The organism is Candidatus Neomarinimicrobiota bacterium, assembly GCA_017656425.1.
GTDB lineage: Bacteria > Fidelibacterota > UBA2242 > UBA2242 > B5-G15 > JACDNV01.
The window spans coordinates 15,441-37,447 of sequence record JACDNV010000019.1 but is presented as its reverse complement, the minus strand read 5'-3'; the positions used below and the strand labels follow the sequence as shown (position 1 = coordinate 37,447).

The following is a 22,007-nucleotide window of genomic DNA, read 5'->3' as shown; positions in this document are numbered from 1 at the left end:
CGTGCGGCTTCGTCCTCTTAAATTGCTCCTTCGACATCGCTCCTCTCCTTCTTTACGCTAATTCCGATACATACCCTATCTTTTCGCTTAAAATACTTTTCTGAACCTCTTCACTGCATACTTCATAATGTGAAAATTTTAGTGTAAAACTTGCTCTACCTTGAGCTATAGATCTAATATCTGTTGCGTATCCGAAAACATTCCTCAGTGGAACATAAGAATCTATAACGTTTAATTCTTTCCTTTTATTAATATTTAAAATATGTGCCTTCCGCATATTTAGGTCGTTTATTACATCTCCAACATACTCATCAGGAATTACTACCTCAAGATACATTATAGGTTCCATTAGAACTGGATTTGCTTTCTTCAACGCACATTCTACTGCATAACTGGCGGCAGCCTCGAAGGCAAAATCGGCTGACTCGTTCTCCCTGTATTCAACATCAATAACATCCACTATGATTTTATTTACTGGATAACCTGCTAAACAGCCGCTTGACAATCTTTCCCTTATACCTTTTTCTACTGAGTTCACTATCTCATTTGGAATAGTTGCTTTATCAAAACTTATCAAGAATATATTATTTTCATTCTCCTTATTCTGACTGACTTTAACTTTCACCTTTGCTAAATAATTCTTACCAGAAATAACTTTATCAAAAACGCCCTTTCCAACTGCTTCTTTCGATACGGTTTCCCTGTAAGAAACCTGTGGTCTACCGACGTGAACAGATATACCGAATTCTCTTTTCAACCTATCTACAAAAATCTCCAGATGTAATTCTCCCATACCAGACACAACCGTTTGACCCGATTCTTCGTCTCTGGATACTTTATATGTCGGATCTTCATCAATTAACCTTGCAATGCTCTCCTCAAGCAATTTGGATTCCGATGGCGATTTTGGTTCTATAGCAATGGAAATTACAGGCTCCGGGAATTGCAACGACTCTAATATTATCGGATTTTTAGAATCGCATAAGGTATGGCCTGTAAAACTGAACTTTGGACCTATTACTGCACCTATTTCACCTGTTGAGAGCGTATCTACGTCCTGCCTTTTATTGGCATGCATTAACATTATCCTAAGTATTCTCTCCTTCTTATCCAGTAATGAATTATATACTCGATCACCTTTTTTTATATTCCCTGAGTATACTCTGATATAACAGAGCCTTCCTGCATGGGGATCTGATTGAACCTTAAAAATTAAACCTGCAAAAGGTTCACTATCAGAGGGTTTTCTTTCTATTCTTGTTCCTCTAGGATTTACACCCTCTACTGGTGGTAGATCTAACGGCGATGGTAAAAAAAATACTATGGCATCAAGAAGTTGCTGAATCCCTTTATTTTTTAATGCTGAACCACATAGTACCGGAACTATCTCATTTTTTAATGTACCAACTCTAATAGCTTTTATTATTTCCTCTTCATTTATCTCTTCATTATTCAGATATTTTTCAAGTAATTGATCATCAAAAAGACTTACCGCTTCCAGTAACTTTTGCCTGTACCGGGTCGCAACCTCAACTATTCCTTCCGGAATGTCCGTATATTCATATTTAGCACCTAGTAGACTATCATCATATACTATTTTCTTCATCCTTATTAAATCTATCGTTCCAGAAAACTTATCTCCACTACCATCAGGAATATTAATCGGTATTGGATTTGTATATAGCCGTTCCTTCATCATATCCAATACATTAAAAAAATCTGCACCCGCACGATCCATCTTATTAACAAAAGCAATTCTGGGTACCATGAATTTATCTGCCTGTCGCCATACAGTTTCACTCTGAGGCTCAACCCCACCAACAGCACAGAATACAGCTATAGCACCATCAAGTACCCTTAGTGACCTTTCAACCTCCGCTGTAAAGTCAACATGCCCAGGTGTATCAATAATGTTTATTCTATGGTCCTTCCAATAGCAGGTAGTGGCAGCAGAAGTAATTGTTATTCCTCTTTCTTTTTCCTGCTGCATCCAGTCCATTGTTGCTGTACCGTCATGGACTTCACCCATTCGATGAATCTTTCCCGTATAATACAGTACTCGCTCGGTAGTTGTCGTCTTACCAGCATCTATATGAGCCATTATTCCTATATTTCGTACTTTACGTAACTGTTCTTCCTTCATTTTCTTTCTACTTTAATTATCTAAAGTGAGCAAATGCTTTATTGGCTTCTGCCATTCTATGTGTATCATCTCGTTTCTTAATAGCAGATCCCTCGCCCTTAGAAGCAGCTATTAATTCCTCAGCTAGTTTCTCAGCCATTGGTTTTCCCTTACGTGCCTTGGCAAAAGATATCAGCCATTTGGAGGCCAAGAAAAATCTTCTTTTTTCTGGGACTTCTACGGGAACCTGATAAGTTGCACCACCAATTCTTCTGGATTTCACCTCCATTACCGGCTGTACGTTTTGTATTGCTTTTCTAAATACTTCAATCCCTTTTTGGCCAGTCTTCATCTCTATAATGTCCATTGCAGTATAGAAAATCTTCTGTGCAACAGACATTTTACCCCGACGCATTATGTAATTAATAAATTTTGCTACTTTTTTGTCTCCATAAATGGGATCAGGTTCTATATCTCTTTCTTTAACTTTCTTCCTTCGTGGCATATTCTTTCCTCTTATTTTTTAGGCATTTTTGTACCATACCTAGATCTACTATTTTTCCTGTCAGACACTCCAGCACAATCAAGTGTACCTCTCACAATATGATACCTAACACCAGGGAGGTCTTTTACTCTTCCTCCTTCAACAAGAACTATGGAGTGCTCTTGAAGATTATGTCCTTCTCCTGGTATATAGGCAATAACTTCATATCCGTTTGTTAATCTTACTTTCGCAACTTTTCTTAATGCAGAATTGGGTTTTTTTGGTGTAGTCGTGTAAACTCTTACACAAACCCCCCTTTTCTGAGGATTATTCTGCAAAGCCGGTGATTTTGACTTTTTCTCTACCTTCTTCCTTTTTCTTCTTACTAACTGGTTTATCGTTGGCATATTTACTCCAATTTCCTTGAATTAAAAAGCCCAAAAAAATACTATATCTTAAATTTTTAAGCAATAGTTTTCTATAAAAGTTATCCTAATAATAATTTATCATTAATGATCAAGAGTCAATCTTTAACATATGTGGATAATTAATCCTTTTAATAACAACAAGACTATCTGATAAAAAATTTATTACAGAAGGCATTTCAATGTTATCTTTTATATAATTACATATTATCATTTCTATAAATCAAGGAGCCAATTATGTTGTAGGTTACTAATAGAAATATTACAGTTTAAATAATGGTCTAATTTTTGAAGCGTTTTAGTTGATTTTTTATTTTTCATTGATTATACTTAATCTAGTAAATAGGTAAATGGGTTGCGGTTAAAATTCAGACGACTAAAAATATGTGATTGTTAATGGATTAAAAATATAATTATGTATACAAAATATACTTATAATACATTTAATACATTATCAATTTCAAATAAAATAAGTAATGGGGTAATATGTCAATGAGAAAGATCACAGTTTTCGGTATAGAGAGTTTGATAAAGGAGGGAAAGCATAACATCTGTCAACTCCTCCTATCTAATCTCACCAGAACCCCTATATTTTATTCTAAGAATCCCTTTCGGGACAAGTATTTTCCTGATTCTTTCTATAAAATATCAAACATAATATACGAGGAGGGGAGCTTATGAAACAGAAGTTTAATTTACCCAGTTCAATCTTTTGGGCAATTGTTATAGCAGCAACTTTTCTTATCTGTTTCCAGCCGCTTAACGCTCAAGAGAAAGTAATAACGGGTTCTGTTACAGATGAGGATGGTAATCCTCTTGCTGGAGTTAACGTCTTCGTACCTGGAACTACAATTGGAACAATTACCGACAATTACGGGAAGTATAGGCTTGAAGTTCCACCTGAAGCTGAAATATTAAGATTCTCGTTTATTGGAATGGAAACGAAGGATGTTGAAATCGGCGACAGGACTCAAATTGACGTAACCTTAGTTGCATCAGCAATCGGACTTAAAGAAGTCATTGTTGTTGGTTACGGTATACAGCGAAGAAGTGATGTCACTGGTTCGATATCCAGTGTCAGAGCAGATGATATCGAAAATCTTTCAATTACAAGACCTGAACAAGCGTTACAGGGCAAAGCAGCCGGTGTGCAGGTAATTCCGGCCGGTAACTCACCTGGTGCAGGAATTAAAGTTAGAGTACGTGGTGTAAGTACGCACGGTAAAACGGATCCAATCTACATAGTTGATGGAATTAAAACTGGCGATGTAAACTATCTTGATCCTAATGACATCGAAAGAATTGAGGTTCTTAAGGATGCTGCATCAGCAGCAATTTACGGCGCTGAAGGTGCTAATGGTGTAGTGTTAATAACAACTAAAAGTGCCAAACCCGGAGAAAGCGTATTAGAATATGAATTCCAGAACAGTTATACGAATGTTGGTCATATTCCAGAAGTTATGGGCTCTAAGGAATATATAAAATACCAAGAAGATGCAGGGCGTGAAATTGATCAAATCAGTCAGAAAGTTGATCACAACTGGTTAGAAGATATCTTCGAAACAGGTTATATGCAAAGACACTATCTCTCCTATTCAGGCGCCGGGAAAAACTATAACCTTTATATTGCAGGTTCATATTTAACTCAGGATGGTATAATCGCAGGACCACATGACCAATTCCAAAGATATTCAATCAGAGTAAATTCAGAACATCAGATCACAAATTGGTTAAAAGTAGGCGAAAAAGCCGCTTTTACTCATTTTATTAGAAAAGCCATAGCAGAGGATAATGAGTATGGTGGAGTTATTGCCAGTGCTCTACAATTAGATCCGACAACCCCAGTGAAATATACGGATGAATCTCAGATCCCAGAGGCAGTAAAAGGCATAATTGCTCAACATCCCAATGTGGGTAAAGATAAAAATGGTAATATCTATGGAATCTCTCCATACGTCACTGGCGAAATTGTTAATCCTTTTGTTATTTTAGAATATGGAGCTGGTTCCAGAGGACCTGGTGTAAAACAGGATAAATTATTAGGAGATGTTTTTGCAGAGCTTACTCCATATAAAAATCTATCTATTATATCAAGAATAGGTATTGATATGGCATGGCAGGTAAACCACAGATGGAATCCCGTCTATTACTACAATGACCTCAGATATAATGAAGAGCCGTCTTTAAATGAAGACATTGATAACTGGTATACATGGCAATGGGATAATTATGTCACCTATAATAAAGAGGCTGATAACTACAATATGAGCATTATGGCTGGTATGTCTGCACAACAGTACAGACACAGATACACCAGTCTATTCGCATCTCCAATGGGAGCAAATAAAGAGACCTTTGCAGAATTTGACTACGTAACGAGTACTGAAAACGATGAAGTAGGTGGTTATACTGATGACGACCGCTTATTGGGTTACTTTGGACGATTGTCTTTTAACCTAAAAGAAAAATATCTATTTTTAGCAAATATTCGTCGAGATGGCGCTAGTCTTTCAAAATTACCTAAAGAGGGGCGCTGGGGTACCTTCCCATCACTCTCTGCAGGATGGATCATCTCAAATGAAGGATTCTTCCCTGAAACTTTTATTTCATTTTTGAAAGTCAGAGCTAGCTGGGGTAAAAATGGTAGCCTCTCCAATCTTGGTAGCTATGAATATATTGGGTTTATTACAAGCAGCGGATTACAGTATCCTCTTCCTGACGGTTCGATGGGAATACCTGCAGAACCCAATAGGTTAAATAATCCAGACCTAACATGGGAAACAACAGTTCAGACGGATATAGGTATCGACCTGAGAGCATTTAATGATAGACTTACTTTTTCTCTCGACTATTACAATAAAAAAACCACCGATCTACTTACTCCCAATACTCCCCCCTTTGGAGCTGGTAACACGTCTGCCTTTATTAATGCTGGTGATGTAACAAACAAAGGATTTGAATTCGAGATTGGTTTAAGAAATTATGGAATATACACAGATGAATTTCAATATTCTATAAATATAAATTTAGCAACTAATGAAAACGAAGTAACGAATCTAAACCCGACTATTTCACGTATCACAGGTCCGAATGTCGGACCAGGATGGATTGCAACTGCTACTGAGAAAAGATATCCAATATGGTACTTTAGAGGGTACAAAGTAAAAGGAATTGATCCCGAGACAGGAAATGCAATTTTTGAGGATATTAACGGTGATAGCATAATTACCAGCGACGATATAACAATGATTGGAAATCCGCATCCAAAACTTATATTTGGAGGTAGTGTAAACTTAGCGTATAAAGGATTTGATTTCACTATATCCTTCCAAGGAGCCTCAGGTAAAGATGCTTTAATTGGTTGGGTTAGAAATGATCGTGCTTATTGTAATAAACCAACAGTTCTTACTGATAATCACTGGAGTCCCGACAATCCTGACGGCACTATGCCCGGACCTAATGCAGAAGCAATAACATGGAATAGTGACCTGATGGTTTTTGACGCTTCCTACTTGAGAATACAACAAATACAGCTTGGATATACATTCCCATCTTCTTTTATCAAAAACTTCAATCTTAAGGGACTAAGGGTTTATATTTCTCTCGATAATTACTTTACGTTTACAAAATATCCAGGATTTGATCCCGATGCTGGTTCTGGCAATGACAACAGTATTGGTATCGATCGTGGTGTATATCCAGCTCCACGAAATATAGTATTCGGTACATCTATTTCATTATAATTAATAATAGATCATAATTTGAGGAGGATTATGAATATGAGTGAAAAAATTAAAATAATAAAAATTGTATTCCTTGCAACAGCGCTATTGTTCCTTTTTTCATGTTCGGAAAAATTTCTTGATACAGAACCTCGTGGAGTACTATCTGTCGAAAACTATTACCAGACAGACGACGAATCGATGGCAGGAACTCTTGCCTGCTATGACTTAGTTCAGGATCAGCAATTCGGTATATGGGGAGGTTCATATCTCGTAAGAAACACTTTGAGTGATGAAGTAATAACCGGCGGAGGTGGTAGAGGTGATCAACCGGGATATGAAGAACTGAATGAATATCGTTTTGGTCCAAATAACCCCTTTGTTACTGCCGTTTATGCTGGTTGTTACAGAATTATTAATAGATGTAATACAATAATTCATTATGTCGAACCAAATACAGAATCGAAAAAAATTAACATTGCAGAAGCCAAGTGTTTAAGGGCACTGGCTAACTTTGAACTTGTAGCATTATGGGGTGAATATGCATCGCTCGTTTTAAAACTCCTTGATCCTGATGAGTACCAAGTAGCTCCACCGGAGGGAGGAGAGCAAGCCTTCTGGGATGCTATAGAAGAAGATCTACAAGCTGCCATCGCTGACCTTCCATTAAAAAGTGAATATGCTCTAAAAGATAAATATCGTGTTTCAAAGGGATTTGCACAGGCATTACTTGGGAAAGCTTATCTGTATCAGGGTAGATATCAAGAAGCAGCACAAATGTTTGAAGAAGTTATCAATTCTGGCGAATATAGCCTTATACCTGTTGAAACCGTAGATGATATGAGGGATATATTTAGAATACCACAGGAATTTGGCGATGAATCGCTTTTTGAAGTTTCCTACACCAACACTACAAATAAAGATTGGGGAAGCTTCAATTGGGGTAACAATCGACTTAATGAAAGTAATATCAACTGGCAATTATGTGGTCCAAGAAGTGATTATTTTATAGGAATAGAAAATATTGGTATGAGAATTGGATGGGGATTTCTTTATCCAACTCCAAACTTAGCCTCAGTATATGAAGAGGAAGAAGGATACAGTGGAATAAGGTATAGAGCATTTATAATGTCTGAAGACACGCTCATAGCTTATGGAGTACAACCCACAAATGCTGCCGGTGACTATCCTTATGGTTACGCAGGATATATTAGACTAAAATATGGCACATGGGAATCTGAAACAGGCGGCCCAGTCGCCGAATTGAATTATGGTACAAATTATAGATATATGCGTTACGCTGATGTATTACTTATGGCTGCTGAAGCTAATTTATTTAGTGGAAATTCTAGCAAAGCAACCATGTATATTAATCAGGTAAGAGAAAGAGCCAGTTTAGATCCTGTGTCCCAGGTTGATTTTGATACAATAGTCAAAGAACGACAGATGGAACTTGCTTTTGAAGGATGGCGTTATCTGGATCTAATGAGATGGTTGAAGAATGGTAAAATGGAAGTAGATCAGGTAAAAAATATACTTGATGCTGTTATAGATAAGATTGACGAATTAAAAACAAAATACCCCCAACTACAGTATGTAAATAGACAGCCATGGGACCCTCGCTATAAACTACTACCTATACCTGAACAGGAAATTTCAGTCAATCTTAAAGCGGGGCGGAATCCAGATTATGAACAATAAACTAAAGTTTGGTAAGTTAAAGAGCCATTGTTTGTCTTAGAATAAAAACAAACAATGGCTCTTTCCATTTCTTCGAGAATTGTGCACGTGTTTGTGAGAAAACACTCTCAATGGCTTCCAGGAATCTCTTTAAACCACCTAAACAAGCAATTAAAACATCTTCTACACCACGGTTCTGTAATTCAGTTAACACCGACAACCAGAAATGTGCTCCTTTCCCGAAGGGATTCTTCGAACACTCTCACCAATCCAGATACCCAATAAATCCCGTTGCCACTGAACATCAATACACAGACAGGTATAGGCAGACCTGGTTTGAACTTTCCCATCACTGCGAATCTTATAGTGAATAGCATCAAAATATACCAATAACATAAACCGACTCTAACGGATGCTGTTGCCAGTCTTTTCCCGAATAGGGATCCTACGGAGACTTCTTGAAGCACCCTATCGGTAAGACGACTAATGAAGACAGTGGATAACTCCAGTCCATGAAGGTCTTGTCCCGAAGGGATTCTTCGAATAAATGCTCCTGGATATCCCGTCCCGAATAGGGATCCTATCCCGAAGGGATTCTTCGAACGGATACACTCATCCATTTGGCATACAAAGAGAGAATCTTACCTTTCCCGAAGGGATTCTTCAAACCAGATCACCAAATTCACATTTGTGCTTGGCAATCAGCAATGGTTCAAATTCACCTTCACGGTTCAGGTGAACTTGTCTCAAAAGAGATCCTTCGGATATTGCAATACTACCATATTCTCCTTTTAGATTTTTGGTACTACTCCCGAAGGGATTCTTCGAATACCATTGCGTAAGTTGCTACCCTGATGCTCTCTCTTCTGATAACGTTCATACTGTAGCATTTGTTCTGTTAAGCGTATGTTTAGCCTTTTAATGACGCCATTTTTACCAGGCAAGTCATCCATAGTTTTGACAGTTTCCAGATCCTTTTCCAGTTTCTCGATGATGGCTTTCTCTAATTTCATGGTAAATACCTCCGTTTGTTAAATGGTTAAGCGTAACTCATAGAATGTATTTACGCGAGTAAGAAACAGTAAGAAAGATATTTTCTTTATCCCATTTATAAAAAAATTGGGACACTCCCTGCTCTGAAGACTATGATAAAATTTAATGTTATACACAATTTTTCGGGTAAGTCTATTGTAGATATTATGTGTTCATAATAAGATGAATGTTTTTGGAAATTATAGTAAATTAAAATGATAAATAATGCAGGAGGTTAAAATGAGCAAAAAGTTAGATATGGAGACAGAAAAGGGCAACTATTTTTTAAATAAATTAATTGAAGATGAGAAAAGAATAAGTAATTTAGAAGTAGAATTAAAATCTTTTCTCAAAAACATAAAATTATTAAAAATATTTATTCTTATAATTGCAACGTTACTTAGTTTTTTTGGTTATCGCGAAATAACAGGCATAAAGGGAAACATTCTAAATTCTATTAAACCTAAAGTTGAATATATAGACTCTTTAATAGCCTCTATTGAAACATCAAGATTAGATAGCCTTGCCGAATTAATTGAAAAGAGAACAAGAGAACAAGAGAACAAGAAGATATAATTAAAGATTTAGAAGATTTAATTTCTTCCACAAAAGAATTAGAAAGAGCATTCATAAAAATAATGCCCGAAAATATACCTTACAATGTTAGAACAACGATTCAGGAAGGATGTACAGTTAAAGGTGTACATGATTATTTTTATGTTATAGTTCCTAAAAATGGAAATATTTCGGCCAGTAATAGAAATATAGATATAGTTCTTAAATTGAGAATTCCACGCAGTTTAGTTCACCATATTTCTATATTAGTTTTCAAAGGTGACACAATTTCTGCAGAACTAAATTACTTACCAAAAGAATCATATAATAAATTTTCTTTTCAACATAATTTGACAAGAAAAACGCATATAGATGTTGGTATTTTTCTAAAAAATGAATGGGAAGAAAAATATCCTCCCTTCTATTACAGAAGAATCAATATAACAAAATAGGTTTATATACCTTATTATAAAATTTATTGTTGCTAATTTATTAAACATTTCATATAATGTAAACGGTAATTGTATAATTGAAACATAATAGTTTATTTTATGGAAATTAGTTCAGCTAACAGCAGGAAAAAAATCGATGAAATAGTAGAAACTGGAAAGAAACTATTTTACAGGTATGGTATAAAAAAAGTCAGCGTTGAAGAAATTTGTAAAGAAGCAGGTGTTAGTAAAGCGACATTTTATAAGTATTTTAAAAATAAAGTTGACCTTGCTCTTTTTATTTTAAGGGAGATTTTCGATAATGCATGGAAGGAATATTGTGATATTGTTAATAGTAATGATCCTTTTAATATGAAGATGGAGAAAATAATAAAATGGAAAGGCGAAATGATGAATATCTTCAGCCAGGATTTTATTAAAGAATTTGCTAAATCCGATATCGATGAGATAAATAGGTATATAAATCAAGAGATACACAAGTCTTACCAGGAAAGTAAAAACTTTTATCTTATGGGTAAAAAGGAAGGTTATATCAGAAAAGACGTTGATTTAGATTTTTTATTTACATTATATTCAAAAACCTATGATTTATTTACTGATAAAGAGCTGGCTAAAAAGTATCCAACACCTGGATCCATATTCGAACAACTTATTAAAATAATTATGTATGGTATTATTAGCAATGGGTTTAAAAAAAGTGATTAAGAAGATAGTTGTTATAATATTTATTCCTATTTTATTGGCGAGTTTATATGGGGCAAATCCTGCACTTTCAGGCTATATCGAGGGACGTTATTTTGTGCTCATCAATAGAGATAATGATTCATATCAGTCACTTTGGTCACGTGCAGTTATTGATATAGATGCCAGAGTAAATCAGAATGCCAAACTATTCATTAGAATTCGAGGAGAGGAAACTTCTGGTTTTTTGAATAAAATTTCATTGATTGGAAGTTCAAAAAAGGGGGTCAGCTTCGACAGATTTTATTTTGATTTAAATAGACAAAATTTAAGACTAAGGGTGGGGAAACAGATCATTTCCTGGAGCTTTGGATATATTTTCAGGCCAATGGATGTTTTTATGCCTGTATCGGTATATGAGCCGACATTTGATTTCTCAGGTATAAATTCTATAAAACTATCTGCGAGAACTGGTCGTCTTTCTCAGTTCGATGCTGTTATGGTTCCCGAAGAGGGGTATAAAAATTCAAAATTTGCTTTCAGGCTCATAACAAATATTGCGGAAGCTGACCTACTTCTTAACTATAGTCACTACAAAGTAGGGGATTTTCTTGGACTTGCATTAAAGAGGGATATGGGAATAGGAGTCTGGATTGAATCGATTTATTTTATTGATTCTGATATAGATAGATATAAGAATAACTTTAATACCCTTGTTGGTTTTGATTATACTTTCCCCGTTGGTAATGGGTTATATTTTCTAACTGAGTACAATCATGATCAGACTGGATTTGAATCAGATAATTATAGTTTTAAGTCAGCCATAGCAGAGGAAAGGAAATTTTTAGGGAGGAATTATCTATTTTCCATGATTAATTATCCACTGAATAATAAATATTCTATATCTGTGTTTTGTGTGTCAAATCTTGATGATAAATCAACAATTTTCTCTCCTTCACTATCATATAATCCTAGAATTAATATAACGGTCAATTTTGGTGCTTATTTTAATTTTTCAAAAGATGGGACAGAATTTGCCCCGAATATTCTTAGTAAGTCCTATAGAGGAGCGCATTATTTGTATATTTTCATTAAAACTTATTTTTAAAAATAAAAGGGTATGTTATGATTGCATCGATGAAAAATGTAACAAAAATTTATTCAACTGGAGAGGTTGCTGTTACAGCTTTGAAGAATATTAGTATTGACATTGAAAAATGCGAGTTCATCTCTATTGCTGGTCCCTCCGGTTCTGGCAAAACTACTTTCATGAATATTCTCGGAACCCTGGATAAACCAACAGAAGGTTCGGTATTTTTTGATTCAATAGATGTTACAAAACTCTCTAAAGATCGCTGTGCAAAGCTGAGGCGGGATCAAATCGGGTTTGTTTTCCAAACTTATAATCTTATACCAGTTCTTACTGCTTTGGAAAATGTGGAGTTTCCTCTGGTTTTAATGGGTAAACACAGCAAAAAAGAACGGAGGGAAAGGGCAATTGAAATGCTAAGAAATGTAGGGCTTGCAGAATATATTAACAGGAAACCATCAGAGATGAGTGGAGGTCAGCAGCAGCGTGTCGCGATAGCAAGGGCGCTTGTAAAGGAGCCAAAGCTTGTGCTTGCAGATGAACCAACTGCTAATCTGGATTCAAGAACAGGTGCAGAGGTACTGGAAATAATGCTTAAAATGAATGAGAAACTCGGAACGACTTTTATCTTTGCGACACATGATAAGATGGTTATGGATTTTGCAAAACGCCTTATAAATCTTCACGATGGAGAGATTGTTGAAGACATAAAAAGGTAGGGCTAAACATGATAATAAAACTTGCATTAAGAAATGTTTTTAGACATAAAACAAGATCAATATTTGGTATCATTTCGATAGTGATAGGTGTTTCACTTATGATTCTATATTCAGGTATTTTTGAAGGATCAAACATAAGTTTCATTGAGAGTATGATTGAGACAGGAACGGGTGATTTGAGATTATATACAAAGGAGTATTATGAAGAAATAGATAAATTGCCATTAGAGAACCTATTTACTAACTATGATAGTCTCGGGAAGCTACTTGAGGGTGAATTTGGTATTTCGGCAGTTGCGCCACGGTTGGAGTTTACTGCGTTTTTGAGTGATGGAGAGAGTGATTTGCCACTAATAGGGGTAGGAATTGATCCTGAAATTGATAAGCGTGTCTTTAATCTTGATGAATATATAGAAAGAGGAAGGTATTTGAAAAAATATGAACAGGGGATAATGATTTCCGCCAGTACTGCTGAGGCATTTAAGGTAGATACAGGAGCTTATATCACTGTAATTGCAAGGACAAAATATGGTTCAATATCAGCTGATGACTTTGAGGTTGTTGGTATTTTTAAAACGTATAATCCTGATGTAGATGAGGTAAACTTTTTTATAGATTTGAAGAAAGCTCAGGAATTTCTTGATCTTGGTGATGAATTCAGTGTCCCTGTTGTAAAGCTCATTGACCGAGCTCAAGCTCCAGTAATTGCAACGACTCTTGAAAAGGAAGTTTTTAATGGAAATGCGAAAGTAAAAACATGGTTTGAGATGACAAAGGATATGAGGCAGATTATAGACCAGAAGTCATCCTTTGCCGTTATATTTGTATCCCTTCTTATTATAATGGCAGCATTTGGAATAATGAACACAATGCTTATGGCATATTTTGAAAGAATGAAGGAGATGGGTACGATCATGGCGCTTGGAATGACTGAAAAGCAGGTTTATAGATTATTTCTCCTTGAGGGTGTAATTATTGGGTTGATTGGAGGTATAATTGGTTTTATCATTGGAGCAGGTTTTAATTATCTTATTTCAGTTAAAGGTATCTCCATTGAAAGTTTGACAGGAGGGGGTGTGCAGTATGTCACAGCTGGAGGTAAGATGTATTCAGTATTTGACCTGAAAGATGCGGTTATTTATACATTGATTGGATTTTTTACATCAGTAATTTCTACATATTTCCCTGCTCGACGGATTAAGAAGCTTTCGCCCGCCGAAGTATTAAGGAAAAATTAGTGGAGTGATTATGTTAGCATTGATTAAAATTGCTTTTAGGAATATATTCAGGAACAAAAGAAGGAGTTTCCTTACAATAGGAGCAGTCTTTATTTCCGTAGCTATCACCACCTTTTTTATCAGTATTTTTGATGGTATGTATGAGATGATGATTAGAAATACCGTTAGTTCGATCGGACACATCCAGATTGTTCATAGAGCATACTATGAAAAAGAAAAGACAATGCCATTAAAATATAAAATTGATAACTATAGCAAGGTAAAAGAGCAAATTCTGAAGAATGTGGATGGTGTTGAAAGGGTTGCAGGCAGGATTTTGCTAGGCGGAATGCTTGGTAGAGAAGACCTTGATGAGATAGCCGGTGGATTTGCTATTGAGCCGGATATTGATACAAGCATGTTTAATATTTCAAAAAATATAATTGCAGGTAAAATGCCCAATAAAGATAGAATGGAAGTACTGCTGGGTGACAAGCTTGCTAAACGGTTACGTGTAAAGGTTGGGGATGAGATAATAATTGTTAGTAAAACAGTCTATAATTCACTTGGCGGTATGGCTTTAAAGGTCTGTGGTATTGCAAAGTTTCCCGTTGAAAGGATGAATAATGTATTTTTCATTCCACTGAAAGTTGCGCAAAAATCTCTTTATATGGAGGATGCAGTATCAAGAATCATTATCGAGATAAGACATTCAAGAGATGTGGAAAAAATTAAAGAGAAAATAAAAGGTTTAATTGATAATGATGATTATCTTGTTCTCTCCTACCTTGATAATGATGCATTAAAGAGTATGATTACCTATTTAAGGGTTGCTTCGTTCGTTGAGCTTTTAATAGTTTTTATAATTGCCATTTTTGGTATTTTTAATACAATGTTTACAAGTGTATTCGAAAGGACACCAGAGATTGGACTTCTTTCATCGATGGGTTTGACTAAATATAAAATCCAATTTTTATTTCTTTCTGAGTCAGGTATAATTGGTATTATTGGTTCTATTTTTGGTATCATGCTTGGCTCGGTTGCCGCCTATTATTTCGCTACAAAAGGATTTAACCTGGGTGATGTTGCCACAAATGTCGGGATGGACTGGGATAGAGTTTTATATGCAGAATTTTCTTTTGCTCAGATTTTAAAGACATTTTTGTTGGGTTTTATAGTATCAATCATAGCAGGTATAATTCCAGCCATAAAAGCATCAAGACTTGAACCGACAGAGGCGCTTAGAAAGATTGGTTAGGGGGTGTTATATGAAAAAGGCATTTTATATAATAATTTTGTTGGTTCTTACGTATCAAATGAGTTTCACACAAAGTCTTACTGCAGAAGAGGTGTTGAAAAATGTTGATAAAAATTTTATATATAATTCTGCAGAGATTCTATCTGAACTGAAAGTATATGAAAATGATGAGATAATAATATATCAGAAAATTCATTCATATGTTAAAGGAAAAGAGAAATCATTTGCGGAAGTTTTATCACCGGCGAGAGATGCGGGAACTAAGTTTTTAAAGATAGGGGATCAAATGTGGATGTATCTTCCAGATGCAGATAGGGTTATAAAGATATCCGGGCATCTTTTGAGACAGAGTATGCTGGGTTCTGATTTTTCTTATGAGGATGCTATGGAGGGTTCAAAATCCTATGAGGAATTGTATAATATAGAAAAATTCTCGATTGACACGCTGAAGGGAAAAGAGTATTATAAAATCACACTAACAGCGAAAGATAGGAAAACAACCTATTACAAAAGAATTTTATGGATTGATAAAGAAAATTTTATTCCAATGAGGGAAGAAAGGTTTTCAAGACAGGGTAAACTATTAAAAGTATTTGAGATAATTGATGTAGAAAAATTTGGTAATCGTTTTTATCCAGTAAAGGCTATTTTACGTGATGTATTGAGGAAGAATACCTACACAGAAATGAATGTAATATCTGTAAAGTTTGACATTACTTTGTCTGAGGATATATTTACTCGTGCAAACCTTACAAGATAGTTTTCAAAATAAAATATTAATAACTGGTCCACCCGGCTGTGGTAAGACCACGTTAATAAAGAATTTGTATCATAAATTAAAGCACTTAAATCCTGCTGGGTTTTATACCGAGGAAATAAGGGAAAATGGGAAAAGAGCAGGATTCCGAATTACCACATTTAAAGGTGATGAAGATATACTTGCACATGTAAATATCAAATCAAAGTTTAGAGTTTCCAAATACGGGGTTAATGTAGAAGGCTTTGAGAGAATATTAAGAGGAATAGACTTTTTCAATCCTGAGCATGAGATAATAATAATCGATGAGATTGGGAAGATGGAATGTTTCTCTGATTATTTTAGAAATCTGGTTTTGAAGTTGTTTGAAAGTGATAAACCGTTTATAGCTACTATAGCGATCAGGGGAAATGATTTTATTGAGCGTTTGAAGAAAAAAGAAATGGTAAAATTGTATAATATTGTAAAAGATAAGGATAAAATTTCTGATGTCATTCAGAGGCTATCACAGGGTAGCTAAGGACGCAACTACCAAATACTGTGTGAGCGGTAGAACCCCAAATCCAAAATAGAGAGTAAAGCACTTACTAAGGAATTGATTAAAGAAAAGTATGTTAAAGAAGAACGAAAAGTCACCCAGAAGTTGCAAGAATGACAAGGGGATATTATAATATTTAGAACAACCCTTGAAGGGATTCTTCAAGTAAGTTTTAATACGCCCATTCGTGCTATCTCGAAAATTGGTATAGAAAAATATACTTGATTTTTTAATTCGCTCATTATATAATCTATCAATGCTTAAGGTGGTAAAAATTGGCATATAAGGGAAAAACCAACATAATTTTGAGTAATTTTTATTTAAAATTGTATTCAGAGGGGATGAGTTATTTGTTGAAGCAATTTATTGCAATATATGAAATGGTAGTTCAATTCTTATCTATGGCTTCGAATATCTTACACACTTTATATACTTTATGTAAAAATTGAAGGTCGAACACTATAATATATTTAACAGGGGGAAAAATGGCGTTGGAGGTAAAAATGAAAATAAAATCAGCAATGTACTTTATTGCATTTACACTATTTTTATTGGAATGTGTATCCATTGCCTTTGCCAAAAATAAACACATTCTTCGATTTGACAAGCTTATGACACCAGAAGAGCAAAAGCGAATGGGAATTACGAAACTAACCAAGTCAGAACGTGAATTACTCGAACAATGGTTGACTAATTGGACATTAAATGTACTCGTTAAAGCAACAGTAAGATCAGGACAAACATATGACGGCGTTGGCGGAAGCCATTGGGTATCAAAGAAGATTGATGGAGGCAGATTCATAAAACTTGAAGATGGATCTCTTTGGGAAATCTCTCCGATCGATAGGATCAATACCAGACTCTGGCTTGTTACTGAAGAAATTACCGTTATCGAGAGTGGGAATCCTCTCTACCCGTATATGCTCATAAACAGCGACAGTGAAGATACAGCAGAAGCAAAATTAATATCTCGATGAATGGCCAACTATATTTAACGCAGCATAAAAAGTTCGCCCATAGAATTCACAAAAATTTTTGCTTCGCAAAAACTTTTTTATGCTGGAAACGTTAGTTGAAATTTCCTTTGTCCGTTGAAAGATAGGAGGTTATTAATATGAATAGAATAAATAAAAAAAGAAAAGGTGTCCTGAGTGTATTCCTTAGCTCTACATTCAGGGATTTAAAGGATGAAAGAGCAGAATTGTTGAAACAAATAGGCAAAGCTTTTGAAGCTGTAGGTATGGAAGTATTCATTCCAACTGGTGAACCCTCGCAGAAAAGGGCATTAGATGAGCTATTAAAATGTGATGTTGTCATTTTTCTTATATCCCCATACTATGGGTCGAATGTAGAGTTATGTGTGTATAAAGATAGCTGTAAAGCGGATTGTGATATGAAAACAGGGAAAGAAAAAATCTCTTACACCTGGTGTGAATACCGGTTTTCACTTGCGGAGAAGAAGCCACATATGTGTTATATCATTGATGAAACATGGCCAAGCAGAGATGGTTCTCCTAATTTATGGAAATTCAGAGATGAAATTGAATCAATAGAGTATTGTCCACGAATAAAAAGAGATAATGAAAGTATTCAAAAGGTTGTTGAAGATCTCGTATCAAATGTCATCAAGTGGTATTCAGAGAAAAAGATCAACCTGGGGAATTTTGTGGGAAGACGAGAGGAATTAAAAGACTTGTTTGAAAAAGTTGGATCTGGCAGGTGTACAGAGGTTAGTGGGGTAGGAGGTATAGGTAAAACAACCCTTTGTGAGTTGGTTCTATCTCTTTATAAAATCTTTGGTAAGAAGATCATATACACTGGAATAGAGGGGACGTATTCTTCTGGTACAGGTTATGAGTGGGCTTCAAAAATTCTTGCTCCAAAACATTTTCGTTATTTATCTATCGATGACCTTATTGACTGCTTGGTGCTTCCTTCTGAAATGAAAAAAGAAAATACAGAATCAAAAATAAACCTTATCCTTTCAAAATTGAATAGTAAAGGCATAATACTTTTTATAGATAATATTAAGGCTGATGAGATTGATGAAAGCCTTAAAAAGCTAATAAGAAAGGGTAACAATGCCCTAAGGAATGGCTCAATACTTTTTACTTCAAAAAAAGAAACCAGACTTGCCTATTATCGTTTGCCTCTTGATGTTATTGAAGAAAATGAACGGGATCGTTTAGTAGAAATTATAGCTTGTCGCCTGGGTAAAAAACTAAATCAAGAGGATGCAGTAAAGATAGGAGAAGTAGGAGAAGGGCATCCCGTTGCAACCTATCTTCTTGTCAGTAACTTAGAAAGAGTAGGAATTAGCAATTTAGAAAATTTCAAGCAGGGCTTAGATTTTGCAAGTGATGAAGATGTACAAGAGTATATACTCAGAGTTTTTGAAACATCTCTCTCTCAGGATGCGTATGATTTTGTAAAAAACATATCAGTCATTACAATGTTTGAACCTGTAGATTTCCAGATTCTAAATAAAATATTGGATAAAAAAGTATGGGGCGAAGCAATTGACGCAAAAATAATGAAACTTGAGAATGATAAACTTTTATGGGCATTAGACCAGTTTCAGGATGTTATTTTCGAAGATGTTCCTGAAAATTATTGTTTAGCACTTCGATACTATCAAGAAAAATTAAAGAAAGAAGGAAAAATCGAAGACGAAATTAAATTTTTGTTTTGCAAATGTAAAACAAATTATGAAGAAAACATCTATATACGTTTTAGGAACTTATACTCTTTGATAGAACCAATAGAGCATACATATGAACTCCTACCGATGTTAATCAACGAAATTATAAAGAACCTCGAAAAAAAAGAAAGAGCATATGCTTTTTTCCTACTCGGCGATGTTTACAACAAATTGTCAAATTATAAAGAAACTGCTGAGAACCGCAAGAAGGCAATCAAAGCCTATAAGGAAGCACTTAAAGTAATAACTTTTGAACGCTTTCCAGTGCAGTATGCAATGATTCAAAACAACCTTGGGATTGCATATGGTACCCTTGCAGAAGTAGAGGATACAGTTGAGAACTGCGAAAAGGCAATTAAAGCTTATAATGAAGCACTAAAAGTCTATACCCATAACTTTTTTCCAATGGATTACGCAATGACTCAAAACAACCTTGGTACTGCATATAGAAAACTTGCAGAGGTAAAGGATACAGTTGAGAACTGCGAAAAGGCAATTAAAGCTTTTAATGAAGCGCTGAAAGTCTATACCCCTGACCGTTTTCCGATAGATTACGCAAAGACTCAAAACAACCTTGGTACTACATATGGTACCCTTGCAGAAGTAGAGGATACAGTTGAGAACTGCGAAAAGGCAATTAAAGCTTATAATGAAGCACTAAAAGTCTATACCCATAACTTTTTTCCAATGGATTACGCAATGACTCAAAACAACCTTGGTACTGCATATAGAAAACTTGCAGAGGTAAAGGATACAGTTGAGAACTGCGAAAAGGCAATTAAAGCTTTTAATGAAGCGCTGAAAGTCTATACCCCTGACCGTTTTCCGATAGATTACGCAAAGACTCAAAACAACCTTGGTACTACATATGGTACCCTTGCAGAAGTAGAGGATACAGTTGAGAACTGCGAAAAGGCAATTAAAGCTTATAATGAAGCACTAAAAGTCTATACCCATAACTTTTTTCCAATGGATTACGCAATGACTCAAAACAACCTTGGTACTGCATATAGAAAACTTGCAGAGGTAAAGGATACAGTTGAGAACTGCGAAAAGGCAATCAAAGCTTATAATGAAGCACTGAAATTTTATATCCCTGATCGCTTTCCAATGTTGTATGCTAAAACCCAAAATAATATTGGTGCTGCTTATAGAACCCTTGCAGAGGTAAAGGATACGGCTGAAAACTGTAAAAAGGCAATTAAAGCTTTTAATGAAACACTGAAAGTATATATTCCTAACCGTTTTCCAATAGATTACGCAATGACTCAAAACAACCTTGGTACTGCCTACAACAAGCTTGCAGAAGTAGAGGGGAAGGCTGAGAACTGCGAGAATGCAATCAAAGCTTATAATGAAGCACTTAAAGTGTTTACAAAAGAAGAGTTTCCAGAAATTTATCCTCTAGTTGTAGAAAATCTAAAGAACCTCCTTAGATTTTGCAGAGGCGACAAATAATGATTCCACCAAGAGAAACTCTTCTAAAATACAGTAGTTTGTTATTATATTCACCTGACAGGTACATATTCCATTTCAATAACGCTTCGACTAAATTACTCTCCTCGTTTGAAACTTCGAATGTGCCCAAACCATTATTCAAAATCACACATAAATGGAGGTAATATGATTACCTCACCTAAAATAAAAACATTATCACTTTTCATAATTGCCACGCTTATATTCATTTTTCTAAGTTGTGACAACTCCGATTATGAAAACCTGGAACCGATAGAGGGTAATATCATATTCAATATTCAAGAAGGGTATCGAAATTTTGAATCCATTAGTGAACCAGGTATAATGCTATCAATGGCCACTGAGAAAATATATCCCTGTTTTAACTGGTCAATAATATCCGAGACAACAATACAGGGCAATAAGATTTCTATTAACATTTTAGGTATATATGTTCCTGAAATGTGTCTTACTGCTCTGGGACCTGCTAAATCTATATTATTCCTGGATATTTCTGAAGGGGAATACCCGCTATATTTTTCCTACGAGAATATTACAGATAGCTATGTTCTCACTATTACCGACTCCTGCATTAAAATTACTGAAGATGAATCACAATTTACCAAACCAAAGTTTAAACTATTCTGGCGTTATCCACCTAATTCATTTGCTTACCTATGTGGAACAACTAATGAGACTTCATGGATATGCGAGGATTTTCTGGATACTTTATTAAGCAAGATACACCTCGAAGAATTCCAGTTTCCCGATTCCGGTGAAATTCCCTATCCTCGTTCAAGTATGGGACATCATTATGATATGCCAGCAAAATATTTCTTTTATAAAAAGGATGAGGATTTCGATAAAGCGGGTGAAATATTAAAATCATATACCCAAAATGTAATAGCGCAGTATTCAGGTATTGGAATTTCATTGATAAATTGGAAAAATAAGAAGTATCTTTCATGGTTATTTGACGATTAATAACGGAATTGGGTGATGGCAAAGATAATCAGGAAAGCGGCGACCTCGCCTGACAACGTGTTTGCGGTTTCGCTACGCTCATCCAAATGCCTTCGGAACTTTGAAAAAACGTGAACAGTTAAGTGAAATGCCCGC

Annotated in this window: 20 protein-coding genes; 14 read left to right on the top strand and 6 right to left on the bottom strand. The window is 35.3% G+C overall.

The window, feature by feature from the left end; translation table 11 throughout:
* Positions 1 to 52: 52 nt before the first annotated feature.
* The 3 genes from fusA to H0Z29_10665 are packed head-to-tail and all read right to left on the bottom strand — an operon-like array spanning position 53 to position 3,013.
* Positions 53 to 2,143: an elongation factor G gene (gene fusA, locus H0Z29_10675; protein MBO8131956.1), complete on the bottom strand. Its 2,091-nt coding sequence runs from the start codon at positions 2,141 to 2,143 to the stop codon at positions 53 to 55.
* A gap of 16 nt (positions 2,144 to 2,159) precedes the next feature.
* Complete coding sequence (gene rpsG / locus H0Z29_10670) at positions 2,160 to 2,627, bottom strand: 30S ribosomal protein S7 (GenBank protein MBO8131955.1); 468 nt, start codon at positions 2,625 to 2,627, stop codon at positions 2,160 to 2,162.
* A gap of 11 nt (positions 2,628 to 2,638) precedes the next feature.
* The gene (locus tag H0Z29_10665; GenBank protein ID MBO8131954.1) at positions 2,639 to 3,013 is read right to left on the bottom strand and encodes a 30S ribosomal protein S12; all 375 of its coding nucleotides are present in this window, start codon (positions 3,011 to 3,013) and stop codon (positions 2,639 to 2,641) included.
* 695 nt (positions 3,014 to 3,708) lie between these two features.
* Between H0Z29_10665 and H0Z29_10660 the strand changes: the two genes are divergently transcribed.
* Positions 3,709 to 6,774, top strand: coding sequence for a TonB-dependent receptor (locus H0Z29_10660; GenBank protein ID MBO8131953.1), 3,066 nt, complete (start codon positions 3,709 to 3,711; stop codon positions 6,772 to 6,774).
* Between the two features lie 36 nt (positions 6,775 to 6,810).
* On the top strand, positions 6,811 to 8,454 hold the full coding sequence (locus H0Z29_10655) for a RagB/SusD family nutrient uptake outer membrane protein (GenBank protein ID MBO8131952.1): 1,644 nt from the start codon (positions 6,811 to 6,813) through the stop codon (positions 8,452 to 8,454).
* 16 nt (positions 8,455 to 8,470) lie between these two features.
* Here H0Z29_10655 and H0Z29_10650 read toward each other — a convergent pair whose 3' ends face one another.
* The 3 genes from H0Z29_10650 to H0Z29_10640 form a co-directional block, all read right to left on the bottom strand.
* Positions 8,471 to 8,653: a hypothetical protein gene (locus H0Z29_10650; GenBank protein ID MBO8131951.1), complete on the bottom strand. Its 183-nt coding sequence runs from the start codon at positions 8,651 to 8,653 to the stop codon at positions 8,471 to 8,473.
* Positions 8,641 to 8,829 carry a transposase gene (locus H0Z29_10645; GenBank protein MBO8131950.1) on the bottom strand — a complete coding sequence of 63 codons (189 nt, stop codon included), beginning with the start codon at positions 8,827 to 8,829 and terminating at the stop codon, positions 8,641 to 8,643. Before H0Z29_10645 ends, H0Z29_10650 begins: the two co-directional genes overlap by 13 nt.
* A 395-nt stretch (positions 8,830 to 9,224) precedes the next feature.
* Entirely contained in the window at positions 9,225 to 9,446 is a 222-nt protein-coding gene (locus H0Z29_10640; protein MBO8131949.1) for a hypothetical protein, read from the bottom strand.
* Positions 9,447 to 9,705: 259 nt separating this feature from the next.
* On the opposite strand from H0Z29_10640, the gene H0Z29_10635 reads away from it, so the two are divergent.
* From H0Z29_10635 to H0Z29_10580, 12 genes are all read left to right on the top strand, one after another.
* Positions 9,706 to 10,041 (top strand): hypothetical protein, encoded by a 336-nt coding sequence (locus tag H0Z29_10635; protein MBO8131948.1) that lies wholly within the window; start codon positions 9,706 to 9,708, stop codon positions 10,039 to 10,041.
* 62 nt (positions 10,042 to 10,103) lie between these two features.
* Positions 10,104 to 10,472 (top strand): hypothetical protein, encoded by a 369-nt coding sequence (locus H0Z29_10630; GenBank protein ID MBO8131947.1) that lies wholly within the window; start codon positions 10,104 to 10,106, stop codon positions 10,470 to 10,472.
* A 99-nt stretch (positions 10,473 to 10,571) separates the two neighbouring features.
* Positions 10,572 to 11,177 (top strand): TetR/AcrR family transcriptional regulator, encoded by a 606-nt coding sequence (locus tag H0Z29_10625; protein ID MBO8131946.1) that lies wholly within the window; start codon positions 10,572 to 10,574, stop codon positions 11,175 to 11,177.
* Complete coding sequence (locus H0Z29_10620; protein MBO8131945.1) at positions 11,170 to 12,261, top strand: hypothetical protein; 1,092 nt, start codon at positions 11,170 to 11,172, stop codon at positions 12,259 to 12,261. The genes H0Z29_10625 and H0Z29_10620 overlap by 8 nt, the downstream gene beginning before the upstream one ends.
* A 17-nt stretch (positions 12,262 to 12,278) precedes the next feature.
* Complete coding sequence (locus tag H0Z29_10615) at positions 12,279 to 12,962, top strand: ABC transporter ATP-binding protein (protein MBO8131944.1); 684 nt, start codon at positions 12,279 to 12,281, stop codon at positions 12,960 to 12,962.
* 8 nt (positions 12,963 to 12,970) lie between these two features.
* On the top strand, positions 12,971 to 14,200 hold the full coding sequence (locus tag H0Z29_10610) for an ABC transporter permease (GenBank protein ID MBO8131943.1): 1,230 nt from the start codon (positions 12,971 to 12,973) through the stop codon (positions 14,198 to 14,200).
* A 10-nt stretch (positions 14,201 to 14,210) separates the two neighbouring features.
* Complete coding sequence (locus tag H0Z29_10605; GenBank protein MBO8131942.1) at positions 14,211 to 15,437, top strand: ABC transporter permease; 1,227 nt, start codon at positions 14,211 to 14,213, stop codon at positions 15,435 to 15,437.
* A 10-nt stretch (positions 15,438 to 15,447) separates the two neighbouring features.
* Positions 15,448 to 16,197, top strand: a complete 750-nt coding sequence (locus H0Z29_10600) for an outer membrane lipoprotein-sorting protein (GenBank protein MBO8131941.1) — start codon at positions 15,448 to 15,450, stop codon at positions 16,195 to 16,197.
* Positions 16,178 to 16,714, top strand: coding sequence for an NTPase (locus tag H0Z29_10595; protein MBO8131940.1), 537 nt, complete (start codon positions 16,178 to 16,180; stop codon positions 16,712 to 16,714). Before H0Z29_10600 ends, H0Z29_10595 begins: the two co-directional genes overlap by 20 nt.
* 503 nt (positions 16,715 to 17,217) lie before the next feature.
* On the top strand, positions 17,218 to 17,709 hold the full coding sequence (locus H0Z29_10590) for a hypothetical protein (protein ID MBO8131939.1): 492 nt from the start codon (positions 17,218 to 17,220) through the stop codon (positions 17,707 to 17,709).
* A 137-nt stretch (positions 17,710 to 17,846) separates the two neighbouring features.
* Positions 17,847 to 20,891 carry a tetratricopeptide repeat protein gene (locus H0Z29_10585; GenBank protein MBO8131938.1) on the top strand — a complete coding sequence of 1,015 codons (3,045 nt, stop codon included), beginning with the start codon at positions 17,847 to 17,849 and terminating at the stop codon, positions 20,889 to 20,891.
* A 165-nt stretch (positions 20,892 to 21,056) separates the two neighbouring features.
* On the top strand, positions 21,057 to 21,872 hold the full coding sequence (locus tag H0Z29_10580; protein ID MBO8131937.1) for a hypothetical protein: 816 nt from the start codon (positions 21,057 to 21,059) through the stop codon (positions 21,870 to 21,872).
* Positions 21,873 to 22,007: the final 135 nt, after the last annotated feature.

Excerpts from the sequence above, each read along its gene's own strand:
- rpsG (MBO8131955.1), bottom strand. The coding sequence starts at position 2,627 with ATGCCACGAAGGAAGAAAGTTAAAGAAAGAGATATAGAACCTGATCCC.
- H0Z29_10660 (MBO8131953.1), top strand. The coding sequence starts at position 3,709 with ATGAAACAGAAGTTTAATTTACCCAGTTCAATCTTTTGGGCAATTGTT.
- H0Z29_10610 (MBO8131943.1), top strand. The coding sequence starts at position 12,971 with ATGATAATAAAACTTGCATTAAGAAATGTTTTTAGACATAAAACAAGA.
- H0Z29_10590 (MBO8131939.1), top strand. The coding sequence starts at position 17,218 with ATGGCGTTGGAGGTAAAAATGAAAATAAAATCAGCAATGTACTTTATT.
- H0Z29_10605 (MBO8131942.1), top strand. The coding sequence starts at position 14,211 with ATGTTAGCATTGATTAAAATTGCTTTTAGGAATATATTCAGGAACAAA.
- H0Z29_10645 (MBO8131950.1), bottom strand. The coding sequence starts at position 8,829 with ATGTTATTGGTATATTTTGATGCTATTCACTATAAGATTCGCAGTGAT.
- H0Z29_10665 (MBO8131954.1), bottom strand. The coding sequence starts at position 3,013 with ATGCCAACGATAAACCAGTTAGTAAGAAGAAAAAGGAAGAAGGTAGAG.
- H0Z29_10580 (MBO8131937.1), top strand. The coding sequence starts at position 21,057 with ATGATTACCTCACCTAAAATAAAAACATTATCACTTTTCATAATTGCC.
- fusA (MBO8131956.1), bottom strand. The coding sequence starts at position 2,143 with ATGAAGGAAGAACAGTTACGTAAAGTACGAAATATAGGAATAATGGCT.
- H0Z29_10640 (MBO8131949.1), bottom strand. The coding sequence starts at position 9,446 with ATGAAATTAGAGAAAGCCATCATCGAGAAACTGGAAAAGGATCTGGAA.
- H0Z29_10655 (MBO8131952.1), top strand. The coding sequence starts at position 6,811 with ATGAGTGAAAAAATTAAAATAATAAAAATTGTATTCCTTGCAACAGCG.
- H0Z29_10600 (MBO8131941.1), top strand. The coding sequence starts at position 15,448 with ATGAAAAAGGCATTTTATATAATAATTTTGTTGGTTCTTACGTATCAA.
- H0Z29_10630 (MBO8131947.1), top strand. The coding sequence starts at position 10,104 with ATGCCCGAAAATATACCTTACAATGTTAGAACAACGATTCAGGAAGGA.
- H0Z29_10625 (MBO8131946.1), top strand. The coding sequence starts at position 10,572 with ATGGAAATTAGTTCAGCTAACAGCAGGAAAAAAATCGATGAAATAGTA.
- H0Z29_10615 (MBO8131944.1), top strand. The coding sequence starts at position 12,279 with ATGATTGCATCGATGAAAAATGTAACAAAAATTTATTCAACTGGAGAG.
- H0Z29_10635 (MBO8131948.1), top strand. The coding sequence starts at position 9,706 with ATGAGCAAAAAGTTAGATATGGAGACAGAAAAGGGCAACTATTTTTTA.
- H0Z29_10585 (MBO8131938.1), top strand. The coding sequence starts at position 17,847 with ATGAATAGAATAAATAAAAAAAGAAAAGGTGTCCTGAGTGTATTCCTT.